This is a genomic window from Actinosynnema sp. NPDC002837 (genome assembly GCF_040295345.1).
In the GTDB taxonomy this organism is placed as follows: Bacteria; Actinomycetota; Actinomycetes; order Mycobacteriales; family Pseudonocardiaceae; genus Actinosynnema.
The window spans coordinates 37,086-55,946 of record NZ_JBEOVG010000061.1; the positions used below are offsets into that span (position 1 = coordinate 37,086).

The 18,861-nt window shown below is 73.6% G+C and carries 11 protein-coding genes; 4 read left to right on the top strand and 7 right to left on the bottom strand.

Annotated elements, in window-relative coordinates:
- The first annotated feature begins 8 nt into the window (after positions 1-8).
- Entirely contained in the window at positions 9-1,652 is a 1,644-nt protein-coding gene (locus tag ABTZ99_RS31245) for an extracellular solute-binding protein (protein ID WP_499616360.1), read from the top strand.
- Positions 1,653-1,716: 64 nt separating this feature from the next.
- Here ABTZ99_RS31245 and ABTZ99_RS31250 read toward each other — a convergent pair whose 3' ends face one another.
- Positions 1,717-4,452 (bottom strand): exo-rhamnogalacturonan lyase family protein, encoded by a 2,736-nt coding sequence (locus ABTZ99_RS31250; protein ID WP_499616362.1) that lies wholly within the window; start codon positions 4,450-4,452, stop codon positions 1,717-1,719.
- A 254-nt stretch (positions 4,453-4,706) separates the two neighbouring features.
- Here ABTZ99_RS31250 and ABTZ99_RS31255 point away from each other — a divergent pair, with 254 nt between their 5' ends.
- Positions 4,707-5,792, top strand: coding sequence for a LacI family DNA-binding transcriptional regulator (locus tag ABTZ99_RS31255; protein WP_498778566.1), 1,086 nt, complete (start codon positions 4,707-4,709; stop codon positions 5,790-5,792).
- On the top strand, positions 5,789-7,459 hold the full coding sequence (locus tag ABTZ99_RS31260) for an acyltransferase (RefSeq protein ID WP_499616365.1): 1,671 nt from the start codon (positions 5,789-5,791) through the stop codon (positions 7,457-7,459). Before ABTZ99_RS31255 ends, ABTZ99_RS31260 begins: the two co-directional genes overlap by 4 nt.
- Here ABTZ99_RS31260 and ABTZ99_RS31265 read toward each other — a convergent pair.
- Positions 7,446-8,687: an MFS transporter gene (locus ABTZ99_RS31265; RefSeq protein ID WP_499616368.1), complete on the bottom strand. Its 1,242-nt coding sequence runs from the start codon at positions 8,685-8,687 to the stop codon at positions 7,446-7,448. The two genes, ABTZ99_RS31260 and ABTZ99_RS31265, sit on opposite strands and share 14 nt — an antisense overlap.
- Before the next feature lie 94 nt (positions 8,688-8,781).
- Positions 8,782-9,639, bottom strand: a complete 858-nt coding sequence (locus ABTZ99_RS31270) for a universal stress protein (protein ID WP_498778569.1) — start codon at positions 9,637-9,639, stop codon at positions 8,782-8,784.
- 136 nt (positions 9,640-9,775) lie between these two features.
- Here ABTZ99_RS31270 and ABTZ99_RS31275 point away from each other — a divergent pair, with 136 nt between their 5' ends.
- Positions 9,776-11,380: a protein kinase domain-containing protein gene (locus ABTZ99_RS31275; RefSeq protein WP_498778570.1), complete on the top strand. Its 1,605-nt coding sequence runs from the start codon at positions 9,776-9,778 to the stop codon at positions 11,378-11,380.
- Positions 11,381-11,469: 89 nt separating this feature from the next.
- On the opposite strand, the gene ABTZ99_RS31280 is transcribed toward ABTZ99_RS31275, so the two are convergent.
- The 4 genes from ABTZ99_RS31280 to ABTZ99_RS31295 form a co-directional block, all read right to left on the bottom strand.
- Positions 11,470-13,665 (bottom strand): transglutaminaseTgpA domain-containing protein, encoded by a 2,196-nt coding sequence (locus ABTZ99_RS31280; RefSeq protein WP_499616371.1) that lies wholly within the window; start codon positions 13,663-13,665, stop codon positions 11,470-11,472.
- Between the two features lie 571 nt (positions 13,666-14,236).
- Entirely contained in the window at positions 14,237-15,385 is a 1,149-nt protein-coding gene (locus ABTZ99_RS31285; protein ID WP_499616374.1) for a DUF58 domain-containing protein, read from the bottom strand.
- Positions 15,382-16,368 carry an AAA family ATPase gene (locus ABTZ99_RS31290; RefSeq protein WP_499616377.1) on the bottom strand — a complete coding sequence of 329 codons (987 nt, stop codon included), beginning with the start codon at positions 16,366-16,368 and terminating at the stop codon, positions 15,382-15,384. The genes ABTZ99_RS31285 and ABTZ99_RS31290 overlap by 4 nt, the downstream gene beginning before the upstream one ends.
- A gap of 10 nt (positions 16,369-16,378) precedes the next feature.
- Positions 16,379-18,550 carry a hypothetical protein gene (locus tag ABTZ99_RS31295; protein WP_499616380.1) on the bottom strand — a complete coding sequence of 724 codons (2,172 nt, stop codon included), beginning with the start codon at positions 18,548-18,550 and terminating at the stop codon, positions 16,379-16,381.
- Between the last annotated feature and the right edge of the window lie 311 nt (positions 18,551-18,861).

Here is an 18,861-nt window from a genome sequence, read left to right on the forward strand (position 1 = left end):
ACCTCGTCATGGACCACCGCATCGACCGCCGTTCCCTGCTCCGGCTGGCGGGCGTCGGCGCGCTCGGCCTCGCCGTCCCGTCCTTCCTCACGGCGTGCGGCGGCGGCGCGTCGGGTGGCGGCGTCTCCAACGCGGGCAAGGACCTGGCGCCGTGGCCGACGTACGTGCCGTTCGCCGGTCCCGCCCCGGACGCGCCCGGCGACGACTCCGGCGTGCAGCCGCTCTACCTCAAGTACCCCGAGCGGCTCGTGCGGTCGGTGGACGGCCCGGTGGGCGACGGGTCCGACGTCACGGTGATGGTGCTGTCCTACGGCGCGCCGCCCAAGCCGGTCGGCGAGAACCAGTACTGGCAGGCGATCAACCAGGCGCTGGGCGTCAACCTGAAGGTGATCGTGGTGCCCGACCCCGAGTACGGGCAGAAGATGGCCACGCTCATGGCGTCGGGCGGCGACCTGCCGGACCTGATCATGTTCTCGAACCTGGCCCTGCCGCACGCGGCCGAGTTCGTCCAGGCCCGGTGCGCCGACCTGTCGGAGTACGTCGGCGGCGACGCGGTCAAGGAGTTCCCGAACCTGGCCAACCTGCCCACCTACGCCTGGCAGGGCATGGGCCGCATCGGCGGCCGGATCCACGGCATCCCGCTGGAACGCCCGATGCCGGCCAACAGCCTGTTCGTCAACCGGTCGGCGCTGGACGCGGCGGGCATCCCGAAGGACTGGACGACCGAGCAGTACCTCGACGCCATGAAGGAGCTCACCGGCGACCGCAAGTGGGGCGTCGGCTGGTTCAAGACGCTGTTCGGCGGCCTCGGCGGCATCACCTACCACGCCGGCTCGCTCGGCGCGCCCAACACGTGGTCGGCGAACGGCGGCGCGTTCACGCACACCATCACCACACCGCAGTTCGAGCAGGCTTTGGAGGTCATGCGCAAGCTGGTCGAGGCGGACACGCACTACCCCGACAGCCTCACCGTCAGCTCCACCGACATGCAGAGCCACTACCACAACGGCACGGTCGCCACGATGAACGACGGCTTCGGCTCGGTGAGCCTGTCGACCCTGAAGAAGATCAACGGCCGGTTCGCCCTCGACCTCGGCCGCCCGTACGGGCCGCAGGCCACGCCGTGGCAGGGTCCCGGCGTGTTCGGCTACGTCACGTTCAAGAAGGCCGAGTCGGCCCGGATCAAGCTCCTGCTGCGCATCGTCGACTACCTCAGCGCGCCGTTCGGCACGACGGAGTACGAACTCGCCAACTACGGCGTGGAGGGCAAGCACTTCACCAAGGACGCCGACGGCATCAAGACCACCGACCTCTACAGCCAGGAGAACAACTCGCTGCTGCCGACCAGGTACGTCGGCGCCGCGCCGGCCGTGCTGCACCTGCCCGGCTTCCCGGACGCGGCCAAGGCCGTGCACGAGTGGCAGAAGGCCACCCTGCCCCGCAGCGTGCGCAACCCCGCCACCGGGCTCCGCTCGGCCACCGAGGCGGGCAAGGGCGCCCAGCTCAGCCAGATCCTCGGTGACGGGATCGCCGCGATCGCCTTCGGCCGCAAGCCGCCGTCGGCCTGGCCGGACGTCGTCACCCAGTGGCGGCAGGCAGGCGGCGACCAGGTCGCCGAGGAACTGGCGAAGGAGCACGCGGCCAACCAGTGACGCCCCTGGAGCTCCAGCCCCGACCGACAACGCCGGTCGGGGCTGGGGCTTCGACGTCCTCCGGTCACGCGGGCAGACGGTCGCCCACCAGGGCGAGGCACTGGATCGCGGCCAGGCCGTACTGGGCGGAGGCGTTGGTGCTCAGGTCGGCCTCGTCCACCGGCTTGAGCACGTTCGGCCCCTCGACCCGCCTCGACCGGAAGTCGTGGTCCTCCGGGTAGCCCGCGTGGCCCTTCGCGAACTCCGCCCACGCCCGGTCGGCGAGCTTCGGGTCGCCGAGCTTCGCGGCGGCGTAGGCGGTGAGCCGGGAGTGGGCCTGGCGCAGGTTCAGGCTGCCCCACGACTGGCCCGTCTCCGCCTGCTGCTCGGCGGCGGTGCCGTTGTAGAGGCGGCAGTACTGCAGCCACGCCCGGGTGAACGCCTCGTCGCCGGTGAGGGAGATCAGCTCGCTGCACAGCTCGACCAGGCCGAACACCGCGCCCAGCGAACCGACGCTCACGGCGGGCCCGGTCGGCTCGAACGTGCCGTCGTCGAGGTCGTACAGGCCGCTGCCGCGCGCGAACCCGTTGGGCATCGCGGCGATGGTGCGCATGCCGTTGAGCAGCTTCTCGCGGGCGACCGGGTCGCCGCCGCGCTCCCACTCGGTCAGCCAGGCGAGCGCGAGGCCGCTCCAGTCGGTGCCGGTGCTGACGCCGAGGGCGTGCGGATCGGGCTCGTACGGCCCCGTGCGGATCTTGCGGATGGGGTCGAGGGCCAGGAACGTCCGGTCGGCGTCCACGAGGTCGCGCATCAGGTCGCCGACGCGCTCGTCGGCGGTGAGGAAGTAGAGGAAGCGCCGGTAGCCCGCGTTGCTGATGCGCGCCTGCTTGGCGCTGTCGGCCCAGTGCTGCACGCCGTGCCGCGTGCCGAGGTCGCGCCACTTGCCGAGGTGGTAGACGTCGACCTCGCCGGTGTGCCGCGTCATCGCCTCGGCGAAGCGGAACGCCTCGGCCTTGCCGGTGCGCAGGTAGTGGTACCAGAGCCACAGGTCGGTGGACAGCTCGGAGTTGTCCCACGCGTAGCCGCCGACGTCGTAGCGCCACACGTGCCGGTCGCCGTCGTAGCTGTGCATGATGTCGCCGTAGTCCCAGAAGCCGTACCAGGACCGCTGCTCGACCTGCCCGCTGTGGTACTCGAACAGCAGGTCCAGCCGGTCTTCGATGCGGGCCTTCGCCGGGGTCGAGCGGTCGACCGGCGACCAGTCGCCGAACACGCCGGCGGCGTGCAGGTGGGCCGGCGGCGCGACGATCAGCGGCGGCGTGCGCACCGCGTCGGCCAGCTCGGCGATCCGCTCCGCCGCCGGCGTGGACTCCAGCGCCCAGAACACCAGCTCCGTCGTGCGCGCGATCCCGTACGGGGTGCCGAAACCGGGTTCGTAGTCCTCGTAGGTGATCTCCAGGCCTTCGAGCTGCTCCGGATAGGTGTCCTGGCCGAGGCCGTCGTGGTAGAAGCGCAGGTCCATCGGCTCGGCGTCGGGCGACCACAGCCACAGGGTGACCTCGGCCGTCTCGCCGGCCGCGCCCCGGACGTCGAGCTGGGTGGGGTGCAGCTGCCAGAAGTTGCGCATGCCGAAGGCGAAGCCGCCGCCGGGGCCGCCGACGTACCCGAGCCCGCCCGCCCGACCGCCGGCGTCGACGGGGATCCAGCCGTGGCCCGCTCTGGTGCGCTTGCGGAGCTGGAACCCGTCGGCGGAGAGCTGGCGCAGCGAGTAGTCGCCGAAGGTGGGGATCAGGTGCAGCCGGGAGGAGACCCTGGTGTCCCACGTGGACACCGGAGGGGTCGCCTGGCCTGCCACCTGTGCCCGGCGGACCGCCGCGCCGGGGTCGCGGCGCAGGCCGGTGATGCCGCGCACGGCCTCGGCCAGCACGCCGTCACCGGGCCCGGCGAAGCGCACGTGCCGGTTGTGGGGCTCGTCGCGCATCGGCACCTCGAACCGGATCCCCAGGCCGCGCACGAAGTCCTTCTTCTCGTCGCCGTCGTAGGCGAAGCTGTGCACGGTGCGGACGCCGTCGCTGCCCGCGTAGAAGTACAGGCGCACGGTGAACGGCAGCCACGTCCGGTTGCCGTGCCGGTGCCCGCCGTCGATCCGGACGACGGCGCGGACCGGGCCGGACTGCTCGACCGTGACCTTCTCCGTGCGGCCGGTGAACTTCTCCGCCTTCGCCGCGCCGCCCTCCTCGTCGACCGGCCCGTCCTGCCGCAGGCACACCAGGCGGCCGTCGCGGGCGATCTCGCGGTCGCCCCGGAACAGGCCGCGCACGAGCCGGTCGCCCTTCTTGGGGATCACGCACCGGAGGACGCCGGTGCTCACCTCGACCTCGTCGCGACGGTCCGCGACCTTCACCGCCGCCGCGGGCACGGCGGGCGTGCCGGCGGTCAGCACGTACGCCTCGGCGGGCGGCGCCTCCGCGCCGATGGCGTGCGCGGTCCACTTCAGCGAACCGTCCGGCCAGTACGCGGTGGCCCACGTCTGCACGGGCACCGGCTGTCCGGCGCCGGTGCGCAACGCGAACGCCTGCCCGTTGGGCACCGCGCCCCTCGGCCACGGCACGCCCCAGGTGGACCCGGCGGCGAGCTGCTTCGGCGTGCCGCCTTCCAGCCACCTGAGCGGGACGCCGTCGGCCGGTGCGCCGCTCGCCGTCGCGGGCCGCGTGCCGACGGCGGGCGCCGCGTGCGCCGGCGTGGCGCCGCGGCCGACCTGCGCGACGGCGCCGACCGCCGCCGCGCCGAGGATGAGATCACGTCGGGAGATCATCGCCATGGGTGCTCCACTCCGGCGGGTCGAACTCCGGGCAAGGGTGATGAAAACGTTTACAGCACCGTAATGCCAGCATGGGCCATCACCCCTGTCAAGATGTCCACGAACGGCGGTATACGGTTACAGGAAGGCCTCGCCGCACGCGCCCACTCCGGGGCGAATCCGCCGGAATGGTGATTTGACACCGGGACAGTCCGCCGGAAACATCGCGTGCAAGCGTTTTACCAGCGAGTCGCACGACGGCAGACGGAGGCGGGATGGTTCGGCGAGCGGCGTCCGAGAACGAAGGGCCGCGGCCGACGACGATCCGCGACGTGGCCGCGCACGCCGGGGTGTCCGTCGCGACCGTCTCCCGGATCCTGTCGGGCACCTACCCCGGCGCGCCCGCGACGCGCACCAGGGTCCTGCGGGCGGTGCGCGAGCTGGACTACGTGGCCAACGCCAACGCGCGCGGGCTGGCGGGCGCGAGCAGCCGCAGCGTCGCCATCATCGTCAACTCGGTCGTCTCGCCGCACTACGCCCACGTCGCGCAGGGCGTGCAGACCCAGGCCGCGATCGAGGGCAAGCTCTGCATCGTCGGCACCACCGGGAGCGACCCCGAGCGGGAGCTCGCCACGGTCCAGCTGATGCGCGAGGAGCACGCCGAGTGCGTGATCCTCGTCGGCAACGTCGTGGCGGACCAGGCGTACCGCGACCGCATGGCCGAGTACGCCCGCGCGCTGGCGCTCGCCGGTTCCCAGCTGGTCCTGTGCGGACGGCCGCCGCTCGGCCCCGACGTGCCCGCCCTCGTCGTGGAGTACGACAACACCGGCGGCGCGTACGCCATCACCAGCCACCTGCTGTCCGCGGGCCACGACCGCATCCTGTTCCTGGGCAGGCGCGACAACTACACCACTCCGGAGAGCCGCGTCGCGGGCTACCGCAAGGCCCTCGCCGACCACCACGTGGAGCACGACCCCGGGTTGGAGGTCGAGGGCAGCATGGAGCGGCACGAGGGCTACCGGATGATCAGCGAGCGGCTCGCCGCCGGACCACCCGACTTCACCGCCGTCTTCGCCGGCAACGACCTCATCGCCGCGGGCGCCCGCCAGGCGTTGCGCGAGCACGGCCTGAGCATCCCCGACGACATCTCCATGGTGGGCTTCGACGACCTGCCGCCGGCCGCCGACATCGGCCTCACCACCGTCCACGTGCCGCACGAGGAGCTGGGCCGCACCGCCGTGCGCATGGCGCTGCAACGCGGACGGGACAAGTCGGGCACGCCCGAGCGGGTCATGCTCGGCACCCACATCGTCGTGCGCGACTCGGTGCGCCCCGTCGTGCGTTCCGGTTCCCGGCCGTGACCGGGGTCGGGCCGTTCGACCGCACGCGCTTCGACTACTCGCCCTGGTCGTTCTGGGACGAGGCCGACGAGCCGGCGCGGCAACGCCAGCGGGACCTCCGGCGGTGCCTCGTCGAGCAGCGCGGCTACGAGATCGGCGAGCGGTGCTTCCTCTCCGAGCTCGCCTCCGTGCAGAACGAGGAGCTCACCCTCGGCCACGGCGGCTACGTCGCCGCGGGCGCCTACCTGAGCGGGTCGCTGCGCGCCGGCCGTGACTGCTCGATCAACCCGTACGCGGTGGTGCGCGGCGACATCCGCCTGGGCGACGCCGTGCGCATCGGCGCGCACACCTCGATCCTCGCGTTCAACCACACCTTCGACGACCCCGACACGGAGGTGTTCCGGCAGCCGCTGCGCTCGGTCGGCATCACCGTCGGCGACGACGTCTGGATCGGCTCGCACGTCGTCGTCCTCGACGGGGTGACGGTCGGCGACCGGTCGGTGATCGCCGCCGGCGCCGTGGTCACCAAGGACGTCCCGGCCGGCGCGGTCGTCGGCGGCAACCCGGCCAAGGTCCTACGCCGGCGCGTGCCCGCCCCCGCGCCACGACCCGACGACCTCGTCGGCCGGCTCACCGCGTTCGCCGAGACCGCCCGCGCCCAGGCCGAGCAGGTGCTGGAGCGCTGCTGGAACCCCGACCTCGGGCTGTTCGCCGACCGACCGGGGTCGACGCCGACCGTCCGCGCCCAGTGCGACGCGATCGAGGTCGCCGACCTGCTGCTCGGCCGCGCACCCGACCAACTGCCCGCCCGAGCCCAGGTCGACCGGCTGCGCGGCTGGCAGGACCCGGAGACCGGCCTGGTCGGCGTGCTCCCGGACGGCGGCACGCGGCCGACCGGGGCCGACCTGTCCGACCCGGACACCGCCTACCACGTCCTGTCCGTCGGCTACGCGCTCGACCTGCTGGGCAGCGGCTTCCCCGAGCCGATCCGCGCCGTGTCCCGGATGACCGCCGAAGAGCTGGTCACCGACCTGGAACGGCAGCCGTGGACCACCGACGCCTGGTCGGCGGGCGCCCGGGTGGACGCGCTGGGCACCGCCCTGCACTGGAACCGGCGGCGGGGGACCCCCAACGCGCCGGGCACGACCGAAGCCCTCTTCGGCCGGCTGGTCACCACCGCGGACCCCGACACCGGCATGTGGGGCAGGCCGTCGCCCGACGACGGCCTGCGCCGACTCGTCAACGGCTACTACCGGGCCTCACGCGGCACGTTCGCCCAGTTCGGCGTGCCCGTGCCCCACCCGGGACGCGTCGTCGACACCGTCCTGCGGCACGTCCGCGACCCCCGCTTCTTCCGCCCGGACCGGCAGGACGCGTGCAACGTCCTCGACGTCGCCCACCCGCTCTGGCTGACCCGCCACACCGGGCACCGCGCCGACGAGGTGCTGGAGGTCGCGCGCCGGCTGCTCGGCGACGCGCTGGGCCACTGGACCGGCGGCGCGGGCTTCGGCTTCCGGGCGCCGCACCCCACGACCGCCGGTCTCCCCGCCACCGCGCCGGGCCTGCAGGGCACCGAGATGTGGCTGGCGATCGCATGGCTGCTCGCCGACCTGCTCGGCCTGGCCGACGTCCTGCCCTACCGGCCGCGCGGCGTGCACCGACCCGAACCCGCGGTCAGCCCGTCCTGACCGACGCGCGGTCGACCTCGGCGGCGACGGAGGCGCGCAGGTGGTCGCGGCGCAGCACCGACAGCACCGCCATCAGGGCCGCCACCAGGGCGAAGCCCGACGCCGCGGTGAGCGCCGCCAACGGGCCCGCCGTGCCGACGACCACGCCCGCCACCAGGATGCCGACCACGCCCGAGCAGGTGGTGACCGCGCCGACGGTGGCCACCACGCGTCCCCGGACCGCGTCCGAGGTCCTGGCCTCGACCAGGCCGTTCAACGTCACGTTCTGCACCGAGCCGCACGCGCCCGCCACCAGCCACGCCACCGCGTTCACCACGAGGTGCGGCAGCTGCGCGGGTGCGGCCAACGCCAGCGCCAGCACCAGGTTCGCCGCGGCGAAGGCCGCGACCAACCCGCGCGTAGTGGTGACGCGGCGGGTCAGGTTCGCACCGAGCAGCAGGCCCGCGGTCCAGCACGCGAGCACGGCGCTGTAGGTGAACTCGTTGCCGCCGATCGGGCCGAAGACCAGGAACACCTGGTTGACCAGCGCGATCGCCACGGCCACGCCGACCACGGCCTGCGCGACGACGCGCCCCAGCAGCAGCCGGTCGCTGCGCAGCAGCACCCAGCCGCTCCACTGGCCGCCCGGCGTGGCCGCGCCGTCGTCCCGCCGGGGATCGCGGTCCGCCCGCAGCCACACCACGACCAGCGCGAGGTGCGTGAACGCCGACACCGCGTCGAGCATCACGGCCCACTCGACGCCCGGCCCGACCGCGATCACGCCGCCGAGCACGATGCCCGCCACGGACCCGGCGTTCTGCGCCGACGACAACGCCGCGTGGCCGCGGGCCGCGCCGTCCTCGCCGGTGGCCACCGGGATCAGCGCGGACGCGCACGTCCGCACGACGACGCCGCACACGCCGAGCAACGCCACCAGGCCGTGCAGCATGGGCAGCCGCACGTACCCGAACAGCAGCCCGACCAGCAGCAGCACCTGGGCGAACACCGCGACGACGAGCAGCAGCCGGTGGGGGAACCGGTCGACCGCCCACCCGGCGAGCGGTGTGCCGAGCACCACGCCCAGCGCGACGGCCACGAACAGCCCGGCCACCGCGGACGCGCCCGACCGGGCCAGCTCGGTGGTGAACCCGACCAGCGTGAGCTGCGCGCCGAGGGCGGCCACCCCGGACCCGCCCACCAGCACCGCCAGGTCCCGGTTGTCCCGCAGATCGCCGAGCACTGCGACCATTCCGCTCCCCCGCCGCGTCGCCGGTACGGACCGAGGCGTCCACCTCGCGGTGCCGATCATGCCCGAAGATCACCTCGGCCGGCGGCGCGGTGGGTCAGTCCGCCCGGACGACGGCCAGCGGGCACGGCGCGTGGTAGACCATCGCCTGGCTGGTGGAGCCCAGGAGCATGCCCGTGAAGCCACCGCGGCCGCGGCTGCCGACGACCAGCAGCTGCGCGTCCCGGCCCGCGTCGAGCAGGGCTTTCGTCGAGCGCTCGCGCACCACCCGCCGCTCGACCACCACGTCCGGGAACTTCTCCTGCCACCCCGCCAGGCGTTGGGCCAGCAGCTGCCGCTGCTGCTCCTCCATCTCGTCCCACTGCACGCGCACCTTGTCGGCGTAGGGGGTGCCGGCGAGCAGCGGCGTCCAGGCGATCAGCGCGGTGAGCGTCGCGTCCCGCGCCGACGCCTCCTCGAACGCGAACCCGATCGCCGCCTCACCCGCCGGGGAGCCGTCCACGCCGAGCACGACCGGGCCGGTCTCCGGGTACGGGCCGCGGACGACGACCACGGGGCTGTGGCCGTGCGTGGCGACCGACACCGCCACCGACCCGACGATCATCCCGAGGAACCCGCCCAGCCCCTGGGAGCCGAGCACGACGAGCCGGGCGTCGCGGGACGCGGCGATCACCGCGGCGGCGGGCTGGGCGGCCACCACGGACGTGCGCACCTCCGGCACGAGGTCGCGCACGCTCGCGGCCGCCGCCCCCAGCCACTGCCTGCCCTGCTCCTCGAACGCCTCCCGCACGTCGCGACCGCTCAGCACGATGTCGGGGTAGCCGCGCTTGGGCAGCAGGTAGGCGTGCACGAGCTGGAGCGGCGCCCGGTGCCGTGCGGCGGCCCCGGCCGCCCACCGCACGGCCGTCAGCGCCGACTCCGAACCGTCCACCCCGACCACGATCGGGCCACTCATCACAGGTTCCCTCCAGCCGACGTCAGCGACACCCACACCATCCGACGGCGGGCGGCCGGCCGCACTTCGGCGCCGGGCCGCACCCCCGTTCGGCGAACGCCTCCCGGTGTCGGGCCCGCCCGATACGATCGGCGCCGTGGACCCCGCCGACGACCTGCTGGCCTGGGCGCCCCCGCCCGGCTCGAGCGGTGCGGCGCCGGCCGTCGCGCTGCCCGGCTACAGCGACTTCCGGCTCGTCGCGCACGGCGGCGAGGGCACCGTGTACCGGGCCACGCAGGACGGGCTCGGCCGTGACGTCGCGGTGAAGGTGCTCGACGTGACCGACGCGGACACGGTCAGCCGGTTCCACCGCGAGCTGGAGATCACCGTCCGGCTCGGCCGCCAGCACCCGCACATCGTGACCGTGCTGGACACCGGGGTGATCGGCGGGCGGCCGTGCATCGTGATGGAGTACCACGACCTCGGTTCGCTGCACGACCGGTTGCGGCAGCGCGGGCCGCTGCCCGTGCACGAGGTGGTCGCGGCCGGGATCGCGGTGGCCGACGCGCTGTCGTTCGCGCACGGCCAGGGCATCCTGCACCGGGACGTGAAGCCGCAGAACATCCTGGTCCTGCCGACGTCCTACGTGCTGGCCGACTTCGGCATCGCGCGCGGCGCGGACGCGGCGCACACGGCGTCGTTGCAGCTGGTCAGCTACCGGCACGCGGCGCCGCAGATGGTGGACGGCCGACCGCCCGCCGCGGCCGACGACCTGTGGTCGCTGGGTTCGACCCTGTTCACGCTGCTGGACGGCGAGCCGCCGTTCGCGTCGGCCAACCCCGGCGAGGACACCATGCTCGCCTACCTGGGGCGGGTGCGCGAGGCGCCGCCGAGGTCGCTGCTGCGCCGGGACGTGCCCGCCGAGCTGGTCGCGATCATCCTGCGGTGCCTGCGCAAGGAGCGGGAGGAGCGGTTCCCGGACGCGGCGGCGGTGCGCGCGGCGCTGGCGGCGGTGCCGACGTGGACGCCGCAGTCCACAGTGGACCCGGAGCACACGGCGGCGGTGCGGCGGGAGGTGCCGGAGCACTACCCGGAGGGTCCGACCGAGCTGCCGGACTTCGGTCCCAGGCCGGTGGTCGAGGCGGCGGCGGAACCGGTCGTCGCCGCGCCCGAGCCGGTGAGGACGTGGACCGAGGACCTGGCCGACCTGACCGTCCGGCACAACGCCGAGCGCCGCCCACCCGTGCCGCCGCCACCGCCGCCGTTGGTGGAACTGCCGGAGCCGCCGCCGTCCCGGCCGCGCCGGTCGTGGAAGCTGGCCGGGGTGAGCGCGGTGTTCGCCGGAGTGGTGGTCGGCGTGGCGCTGAACCTGCCCGGCCGGTCGGAGCAGGCCGCCGCGCCGCCGTCCACGGTGGCCACGACCACCACCACGACGGCGGTGACCACCACGACCGCCAGCCTGCCCGAGGGCGGCGATCCGCGGTTCACGCCGGTGCTCAAGCGGCTGGAGGACGGCGGTGACCGGATCGAGCTGTTCTGGACGGATCCGAGCGAGGGCAACGCGCAGTTCGTCGTGGTCGACGTGACGGGCTCCGCGGCGCGGCCGCTGGTGACCGTGGCGGCCGGTGCGACGTCGCACGTGCTGGAGGGCTTGGAGCCGAAGGCGCCGCAGTACTGCTTCCAGGTGCTCGCCATCGGTCTCGACGACCCGGCCACGCAACGCGGCGCGTCAGCCCGCACGTGCGCCGTGCGCAACGGCTGACGCCCCGCACCCGCCCAACGGCTGAGACCTCAGCCCCAACCGTTAACGCCGCACGCTAACGCCGCAGTCGCCCTGCCCACGCCTGCCCGCTAACGCCGCCGCAGGGGCCGCGGGTCGACCGCCCAGAACATTCTGCGGTACCAAGGCACCCCACGCCGCAGCCCACCGCGCACCTGCCGCGCCAACGACCACGCCGACGTCCCGCCAGCGCGCCCCGCGGCTCCCGTCGTCATCGCCTCGCGTCCCATCTCCCCGGGGTGACCGGCCGCCGCTCCCGTGGCCACCGGCTGACCGGCCGTCGGTCCCATCGCCAAGGGCTGACCGGCCGTCGCTCCCGCCGCCACCGGGTATCCGACCCGGGGCCGACCGGGGTCCGGGGCGAAGGCCGCGTAATCCGCCAACCGGGCCAACTCCAGCGCCGGCGCCGACCCCAGACCCGCCGCGATGTCCGGCGCGGTCCGATCCGGGGACGGTGTCCGGCCGGCCAGCAACAACCCGTCCAGCACGTAGGCCCAGGCGCCGGTCGCGCCTTCGGCCCGCAGCCGGTTGCGCCGCACCAGCCGTGCCAACCCGAGCACCAGCAGGATCAGCACCGGCACCCCGCCGAGCACCGCGTACCCGATCCACCGCTGCGAACCGGCCGACGTCGCCTGCGCGGCGACGGGGCTCGACGGCGTCACCAACGGCGGCGGCGCGGACAGCGGCGTGCTGGTCGGCGTGGCCGTGACGGACGCCAACCGGTCGAGCACCTCGCGCTTCTGCGCGGCGCTCGACCCACCCGACGACACGCCCGACACCGGGTCGAACGGCACCCAGCCCCACCCGGCGAAGTACACCTCGGGCCACGCCGTCGCGTCGCTGCCGCGCACCACGCGTTCCTCGCCGTCCGCCGGCTGGAAGCCGACGACCACCCGGGTCGGCAGCCCCACCGCCCGCGCCAGCACCGCGAACGCCGACGCGAACTGCTCGGCCGTCCCCGCGTTCGCGCCGGGCTCGCCGGGACCGCCGAACAGGAACCGCTCCAGCCGCGCGTACGACGACCCGACGGGCGCCTGCGCGTCCGGCGTCCGCCCCTGCTTCACCACCTGCTCGATGGCCACCGCCCGCTCGTACGGCGACCGGGCGTTCTGCACGATCTGCCGCGCGTACTCCGCCAACGAGTACGGCAGCCCCGGCAGCTCCAGGTAGCGGCCCGCGTTCGTCGGCACGGTGGCGTCCAGCAGGTCCGCGTCGTCGGGCACGTCCACCACGCCCCGCACCCGGTACGACAGACCGGGCGTCAACTCGTGGCGCAGCACCAAGGACCCCGAGTCCGGGTCGACCATCGCGCCGTCCAGCGTCACCGCCGTCGGCCGACCGACCGTCGGCAGCCAACGACCGCCCAGCTCGCCGACGGTGATCTCCACCTCGGCCTCGTCCACCCGCGCACCCGACGGCAGGTCCGGCTCCGCCACGGCCCCGATCGGCCCGTACAACGACGCCGCCCGCCACGCCGCGCCCGAGTAGTCCGACAACGCCACCAACCGCACCGCCCGTTCCGGACCGCGCACCCGGAACAGCTCGGTGTCGCCCAGGTTCGCCCACGACGCCAATTGCGGCAACGGGCTCGCCACCCCCAGATCGGCCACCGGCGGCTCCACCAGCTCACGCGGCTCGAACGCCTCACCGGACGGCAGGAACACCGCCAGCGCCGCGACCACCGCCACCGGCACGGCGGGCAACCCGAGCAACATCCGGCCACCGGCCTCCAGCCGGTCCACCACCAACCACCCGACCGCCACGAGCGCGATCAACACCACCGCGACCACCCCGTGCCGATCCGCCCGCCCGGCCGTCAACAGCGCCGCGCACGTGTAGAGCACCGCCGCGCCGACCACAGGCGCCAACAACGCCCGCCCCCGCCCCACCACCGCCAGCACCACGACCAGCGACACCCCGAACACCAGCAACGCGCCCGGCACCAGCAGCTCGGGCGTGGCGGGCGCGGGCCGTGCGGCGGTCAGCAGGCGCGGCACCAGGTCCAGCAGCACGGGCACCGGGTCGGTCGAGTCGATCGCCGAGCCCTTCGCCACCCAGTACCCGCCGACCAACGCCAACACGACCAGCGAGAACGCCACCAACCCCGAAGGCATCCGCCGCCACCGCAACAGGGGCAGGCACGCGAACGCCACGACGGCCGCGCCCGCGAACACCAGCGAAGCCGTGAACCCCTGCCACCCCGAGCCGAGGTGCAACGCCGCCACCACGACCAGCAGCGCCGCCCAAGCCAGCCGAGCACTGCCCACCCAGGCATTACCCACACGGACACCGCCCACACCGCGGGTCGCGGCCGCCGCACTGCCCGCCCCAGCAGCGCTCACGCCTCGGCCACTCGCACCTCGGGCCGCACTGCCCACTCCGGCGGCACCCACACCTGCTCCAGCGGCGCTGCCCACGCGGTCGGCGCTCACACCCTCGGCACCCGCACCTCCACCCGCAGCACCCACACCTCCACCGGCGGCACTCGCACCTGGGGCACTCGCACCTGCTCCGGCGGCGCTCGGGCCTCGGGCGCTCACACCCGGGGCACCTCGGGGGCTCAGACCGTCATCCGCACCTCCACCGTGGGCGCTCACTCCGTCATCCGCAGGCCCGCGCGCGTTCACGCGCCCACCGCCCCGACACACCCGAGGCCGGGGCGCCGCGCCTCCATACTTCCGGCAACAAAATCGGCGATTCCATTCATCCCCGGAGCCCATGACGCTATCGGGTGATCTTCCAAGGGTCGGCCGGGCAAGGGTCGGCCGGGCAGGGCAGGTCGGATAGGCGCGCCAGGTGGGGTGGGGAGGTGATCGGGTACCTGCGACAGCTGCACGCTCACCGCGACACCGCCGTGTTCCAGGCGTCCAACAGCCCTTCTGCCTTCGCGTCACGCAGCAACAACACCGACCCGACCGCCGAGATCGGCCGCACCACCTCCGGATCGACCACCAGCACCACCCCCACCGACGCCCGCCCCGCCTCCAGCATCAACGCCGACAGCTCGGCCTTCGCCCCGCACACCACCGCCACCACGTCCAAGTCCCGGATCGGCAACGAACGCACCACCGCGCCACGATCAGCCGCCTTCAGATCCGCCAACGCCGCCAGCACCACCGACGCGTCCGCGTCCACCGCACCCGGCGGCAACTCCACGTCCACCGCACCCGACGACGACACCAGCCGCACGGGATGCCCCTCGGCGATCGCCACCGCCACCAGCGACGCCGCCACCTCCACGGCGTCCTCGAGGTCCTTGGCCTCCGCATACCCGTCCGCGTGATCGTCGAGCACCACCGCCAGGTGCGGACGAGCCGGATCGGCGTCCTCCCGGATCATCAGCGTCCCGGTCCGCGCGGACGTCGCCCAGTGCAGCCGCCGCAAGTCGTCACCCGGCACGTACTCCCTCAACCCCACCAGGTCCGTCCCACCGCGCTCCACCCGCTCGTCGGCGCCGACGTGCCCACGCCGCACCCCACCGGGCAGACCGCGCACCGGCAGCACGCGCGGCACCACGCGGACCTCCACCACGTCACCCACCACCGTCCGGGCGTGCGCCAACCCGGCCAACCCCCGACGGCTCAACGTCAACGGCCCGACCTTCAGCAAACCCCGCGCGTGCGTCGGGATCGGGTACTCCACCTTCACCTTCTGCCCCGGCGCGAGCAGCGGCAGGTCCACCGCCACCGCCTCGCCCGCCACCTCGTCGGTCGCGTCGAACACCACCGGGAAACGCCGGCTCGTGCCCGTCAGCTCCACCACACCCGTGCACACGCCCAACCGCTGCACGGTCCTCGGCCGCACGACCCGCTTCGGCGCGACCTGGGCCCGCGACAACACCGACACCACACCCGCCGCCACGAGCACCAGCAACGCGATGCCCAACCCCGCCACACCCGGATAACGCCACCACAACCCCAAACCCGCCAACGGCACGCCCGACAGCACCGCGCCCAGCCCCCGCGCGGTCAGCCGCACCCTGGTCATCGCGCGGCCGGTCTCGGCACCGCCACGCCCGCCAGGACGTCGGCCAGGACCTCCTCGGTCGTCGTGCCCGCCAACTGCGCCTCGCGGGTCAGCACCAACCGGTGCGCCAACACGGGCACGGTCAGCGCCTGCACGTCACCCGGCACCACGAAGTGCCTGCCCTGCGCCGCCGCGTGCACCTGCACGCACCGCACCAGCGAACGCAGACCACGCGTGCTCGCACCCAACCGCAACCGGCCGTCCCCGCGCGACGCGACACCGATGTCGCTGATGTAGCGCAACAACGGGTCCGCCACGTGCAGCGTCGCCAGCCGACGCCCCTGCTCCGCGACGACGTGCGGGTTGGTCACCGTCGGCACCGCGCCCACCTGCCCCGCGCCGCTCCCGGGCCGCAGCACGTCGATCTCGTGCTCCACCGACGGGTAGCCGATGGACGTGCGCAGCATGAACCGGTCCAACTGCGCCTCGGGCAGCCGGTACGTGCCGTCCAGGTCGATCGGGTTCTGCGTGGCCACCACCAGGAACGGCGCCGGCACCGCGTGCGCCACCCCGTCCACGGTGACCGTCCGCTCCTCCATCACCTCCAGCAGCGCCGACTGCGTCTTGGCGGCGGCGCGGTTGATCTCGTCCGCCAGCACGACGTTCGCGAACACGGGCCCCGGCCGGAACCGCACCTCACCGGTCTGCGGGTCGTACACCGACGTGCCGGTGACGTCCGAGGGCAGCAGGTCGGGCGTGAACTGCACCCGGCGCGACACACCGCCCAACGCCCCCGCCACCGCCCGCGCCAACGTCGTCTTGCCCGTGCCCGGCACGTCCTCCAGCAGCACGTGCCCACCGGCGAACATCGCGACCAGCACGAGGTCGACCACGTCCCGCTTGCCCCGCACCGCCGACTCGACCGCGTCACCGAGCCTCGCGTGCAGGGCGCGGAACGCCGCGATCTCGTCCTCGCCGATCGCCGGCACCGCCGTACTCGTCACTTCTCGCCCCTCATCGCTCCGACTCGTCGCGCCGCATCCGCCGGTTGCGCAAGGTCAACAACCACGCCGTCGCCAACAACCCGATCCCGCCGCCGACCAACTGGTTGCTCTCGTCCGACTCGGGCACGCTCAACGGCCGGCAGATCCGCCCGCCGCCGCAGTTCTGGGGCGGTTCCTGCACGAACGCGTTGTACGCCTTCGAGTCCACCGAGCCCGACACGCCGTACGCCCGCACCACGAGCACGTTCGACCCGAGGTCCACGTCGATCGTCACCACACCACCGGAACACGCGATCGGCACACTGCTGCCATACGTCGTGTTGACGACCTCGCACGTGCCGCTGTGGCTCGCCCAGTCCGCCGGCGGCGCCGTGGTCACCCTCTTCACATACTGGTGACTGCCCGCACCGACCGTGCTGATCACCTGGACACCCGCGGTCGGCAACGGTGGCGGCGGTGGCGGCGTGGTCGTCGTCGTAGTGGTGACAACCACGGGCGGTTGGGTCGTCGTGGTGACCACCGGCGGCTGAGTCGTCGTCGTCACCACAGGAGCCTGAGTAGTCGTCGTCCCGGCCGCCGGCCGAATCGTCCACGACGCCGTGCCCGCCTCACCCACCCCGAACCGGTTGTAGGCCGCCACCGACACGTCCAGCTTCCCGCTCGCGCAGAACGTCGACCCCGCGCACGGCAGCACCAGCTCGGCCGACGTGCCCGCCACCCGCGTCTCCCGGGAACCACCCGAGAACCCGCCGGTCCCCGTCACCTCGTACCCCGTGATCGGCTCACCGCCGTCCGGCACCGCGCTCCAGCTCACCGCCACGATCACCGACGTGCCGTTGTTGCTGCTCTGCGACACCGTCACACCCGCCGGACGCCCCGGCGCCGCACCCGACACACCGGCACTCGGCGTCGTCGTCGTCACCGGCGCGACCGTCGTCTCCCGGCCCTGCGTGTTCTGGCCGTTGCCCCGGTTGTCCCGAGCCGGCGGCTCCGGGCGCGGCGGCGGAGGGCTCGGCACACTCGGGATCGGCGACCGCTCCGGGTCCATCACCGGCAGCTCGGGACTGCGGATCACCACGTCCCGTGTGCGGCCATCGGAGTCCACGATCACACCCGAATCGGCGCCCGGCGCGTTGATGAACAGCTTGCCGTCGTCGAACACCAGCGCCGGGTCGCCCGACCCGCCCGTCCGCACGTCGTCCGCGCCACGCTTGCCCATCCGGTCCAGCACCACGACCTTGCCCGAACCCAGGCACGGCACGTAGACCCGGTCGCGGAACACCGCCGGCCGCCCGGGCTTGGGACAGCCGAACTGCCGCATGTCCACCCGGACCACCTCGTCACCGCTCACCAGCACGACCACCGACGCGTCCGGCACCGACGCCGGCACCAGGCCCGTCGGGCTCGTCTGCGCGGCCAGCACCTCGCCCGTGAACGACGCCGTGCTCGCGGTGAGGTCGCGGCCGGTGCCGTCGCGCACCACCACGCCGCCCTCCAACCCGAGCAACGTCACGCCACGCTCGTGCGGCACCAACGCCGTGCGCGGCCCGGCCCCCGACACCGCCTTGTTGGTCCGCTCCAAGAACTTCAGGTCTTCGTCGGACCACTCCAACGAGTGCAGGTTCCCACCGTGGTCGACGGCCCAGATCACACCACCGTCGTCCGCGACCACGTCCGCCAACGGCTGCCCCGCAAGCCACGGCGAGCCGATGTCGGCCAACGTCACGGGGTCCGCGTTGTGCACCGAACCGGCCGCTCGGTCGACCACGAACACCCGGTCGGACGCGATGAGCACCTTCGCCGACGGCCCGGGAGGCGCCTGCCTGCGACCGGAGGACAGCAACGTGGCCAGGTCGATCACGGTGATCTGGCCGGTGCGGCGGTCGAGCACGATCAGCTTGTCGTCGGACTGCGCGATCTCCAACTGCGCGTCCGCCCCGCTGACCTGCAACCGCGTCTGCGGCTTCCCGGAACTGGGGTTGACCTGCACGACCTCGCCGCGCTGGTCGTCGTTCAGCCAGGTGAGCCCGTCGGAAACCTCGACGGCCGTGCGCGAGATGCCGTCGCCGAGAGCGGCTCCGACCAGCAACAACAACCCTAACGCGGCGGCGCTGACACTGGCCGACTCCCGCCGGCCCGCGCCGATGGCCCGACGCGCGATCCTGCCCAGCTTGGCTCCCACGGGCGGGATGTTAACGGCCCTGTATGACAATTCTGAGACAACTCACCAGCCTGCTCCGCTCGGCCCACGCCCCACTCGGCCGGATGCGTCCACATCGGACCAACCCTCCCCCACACGCGGTACTACCCCACCCCACCAACTCCACGCCCACCCCACCGCCACGCCCGCCTTTCCCAACAGCCACACCCTCACTTCGTCCACCGCCACGCCCTTCTCCCAACAGAAGGGCTTCGTGTCATCCCGCCGACCTGGCTCCGCCCTACCGCGCGTGTCAAGGGGGCACCTCCACCCCAACAGGAACGATGGGCTGG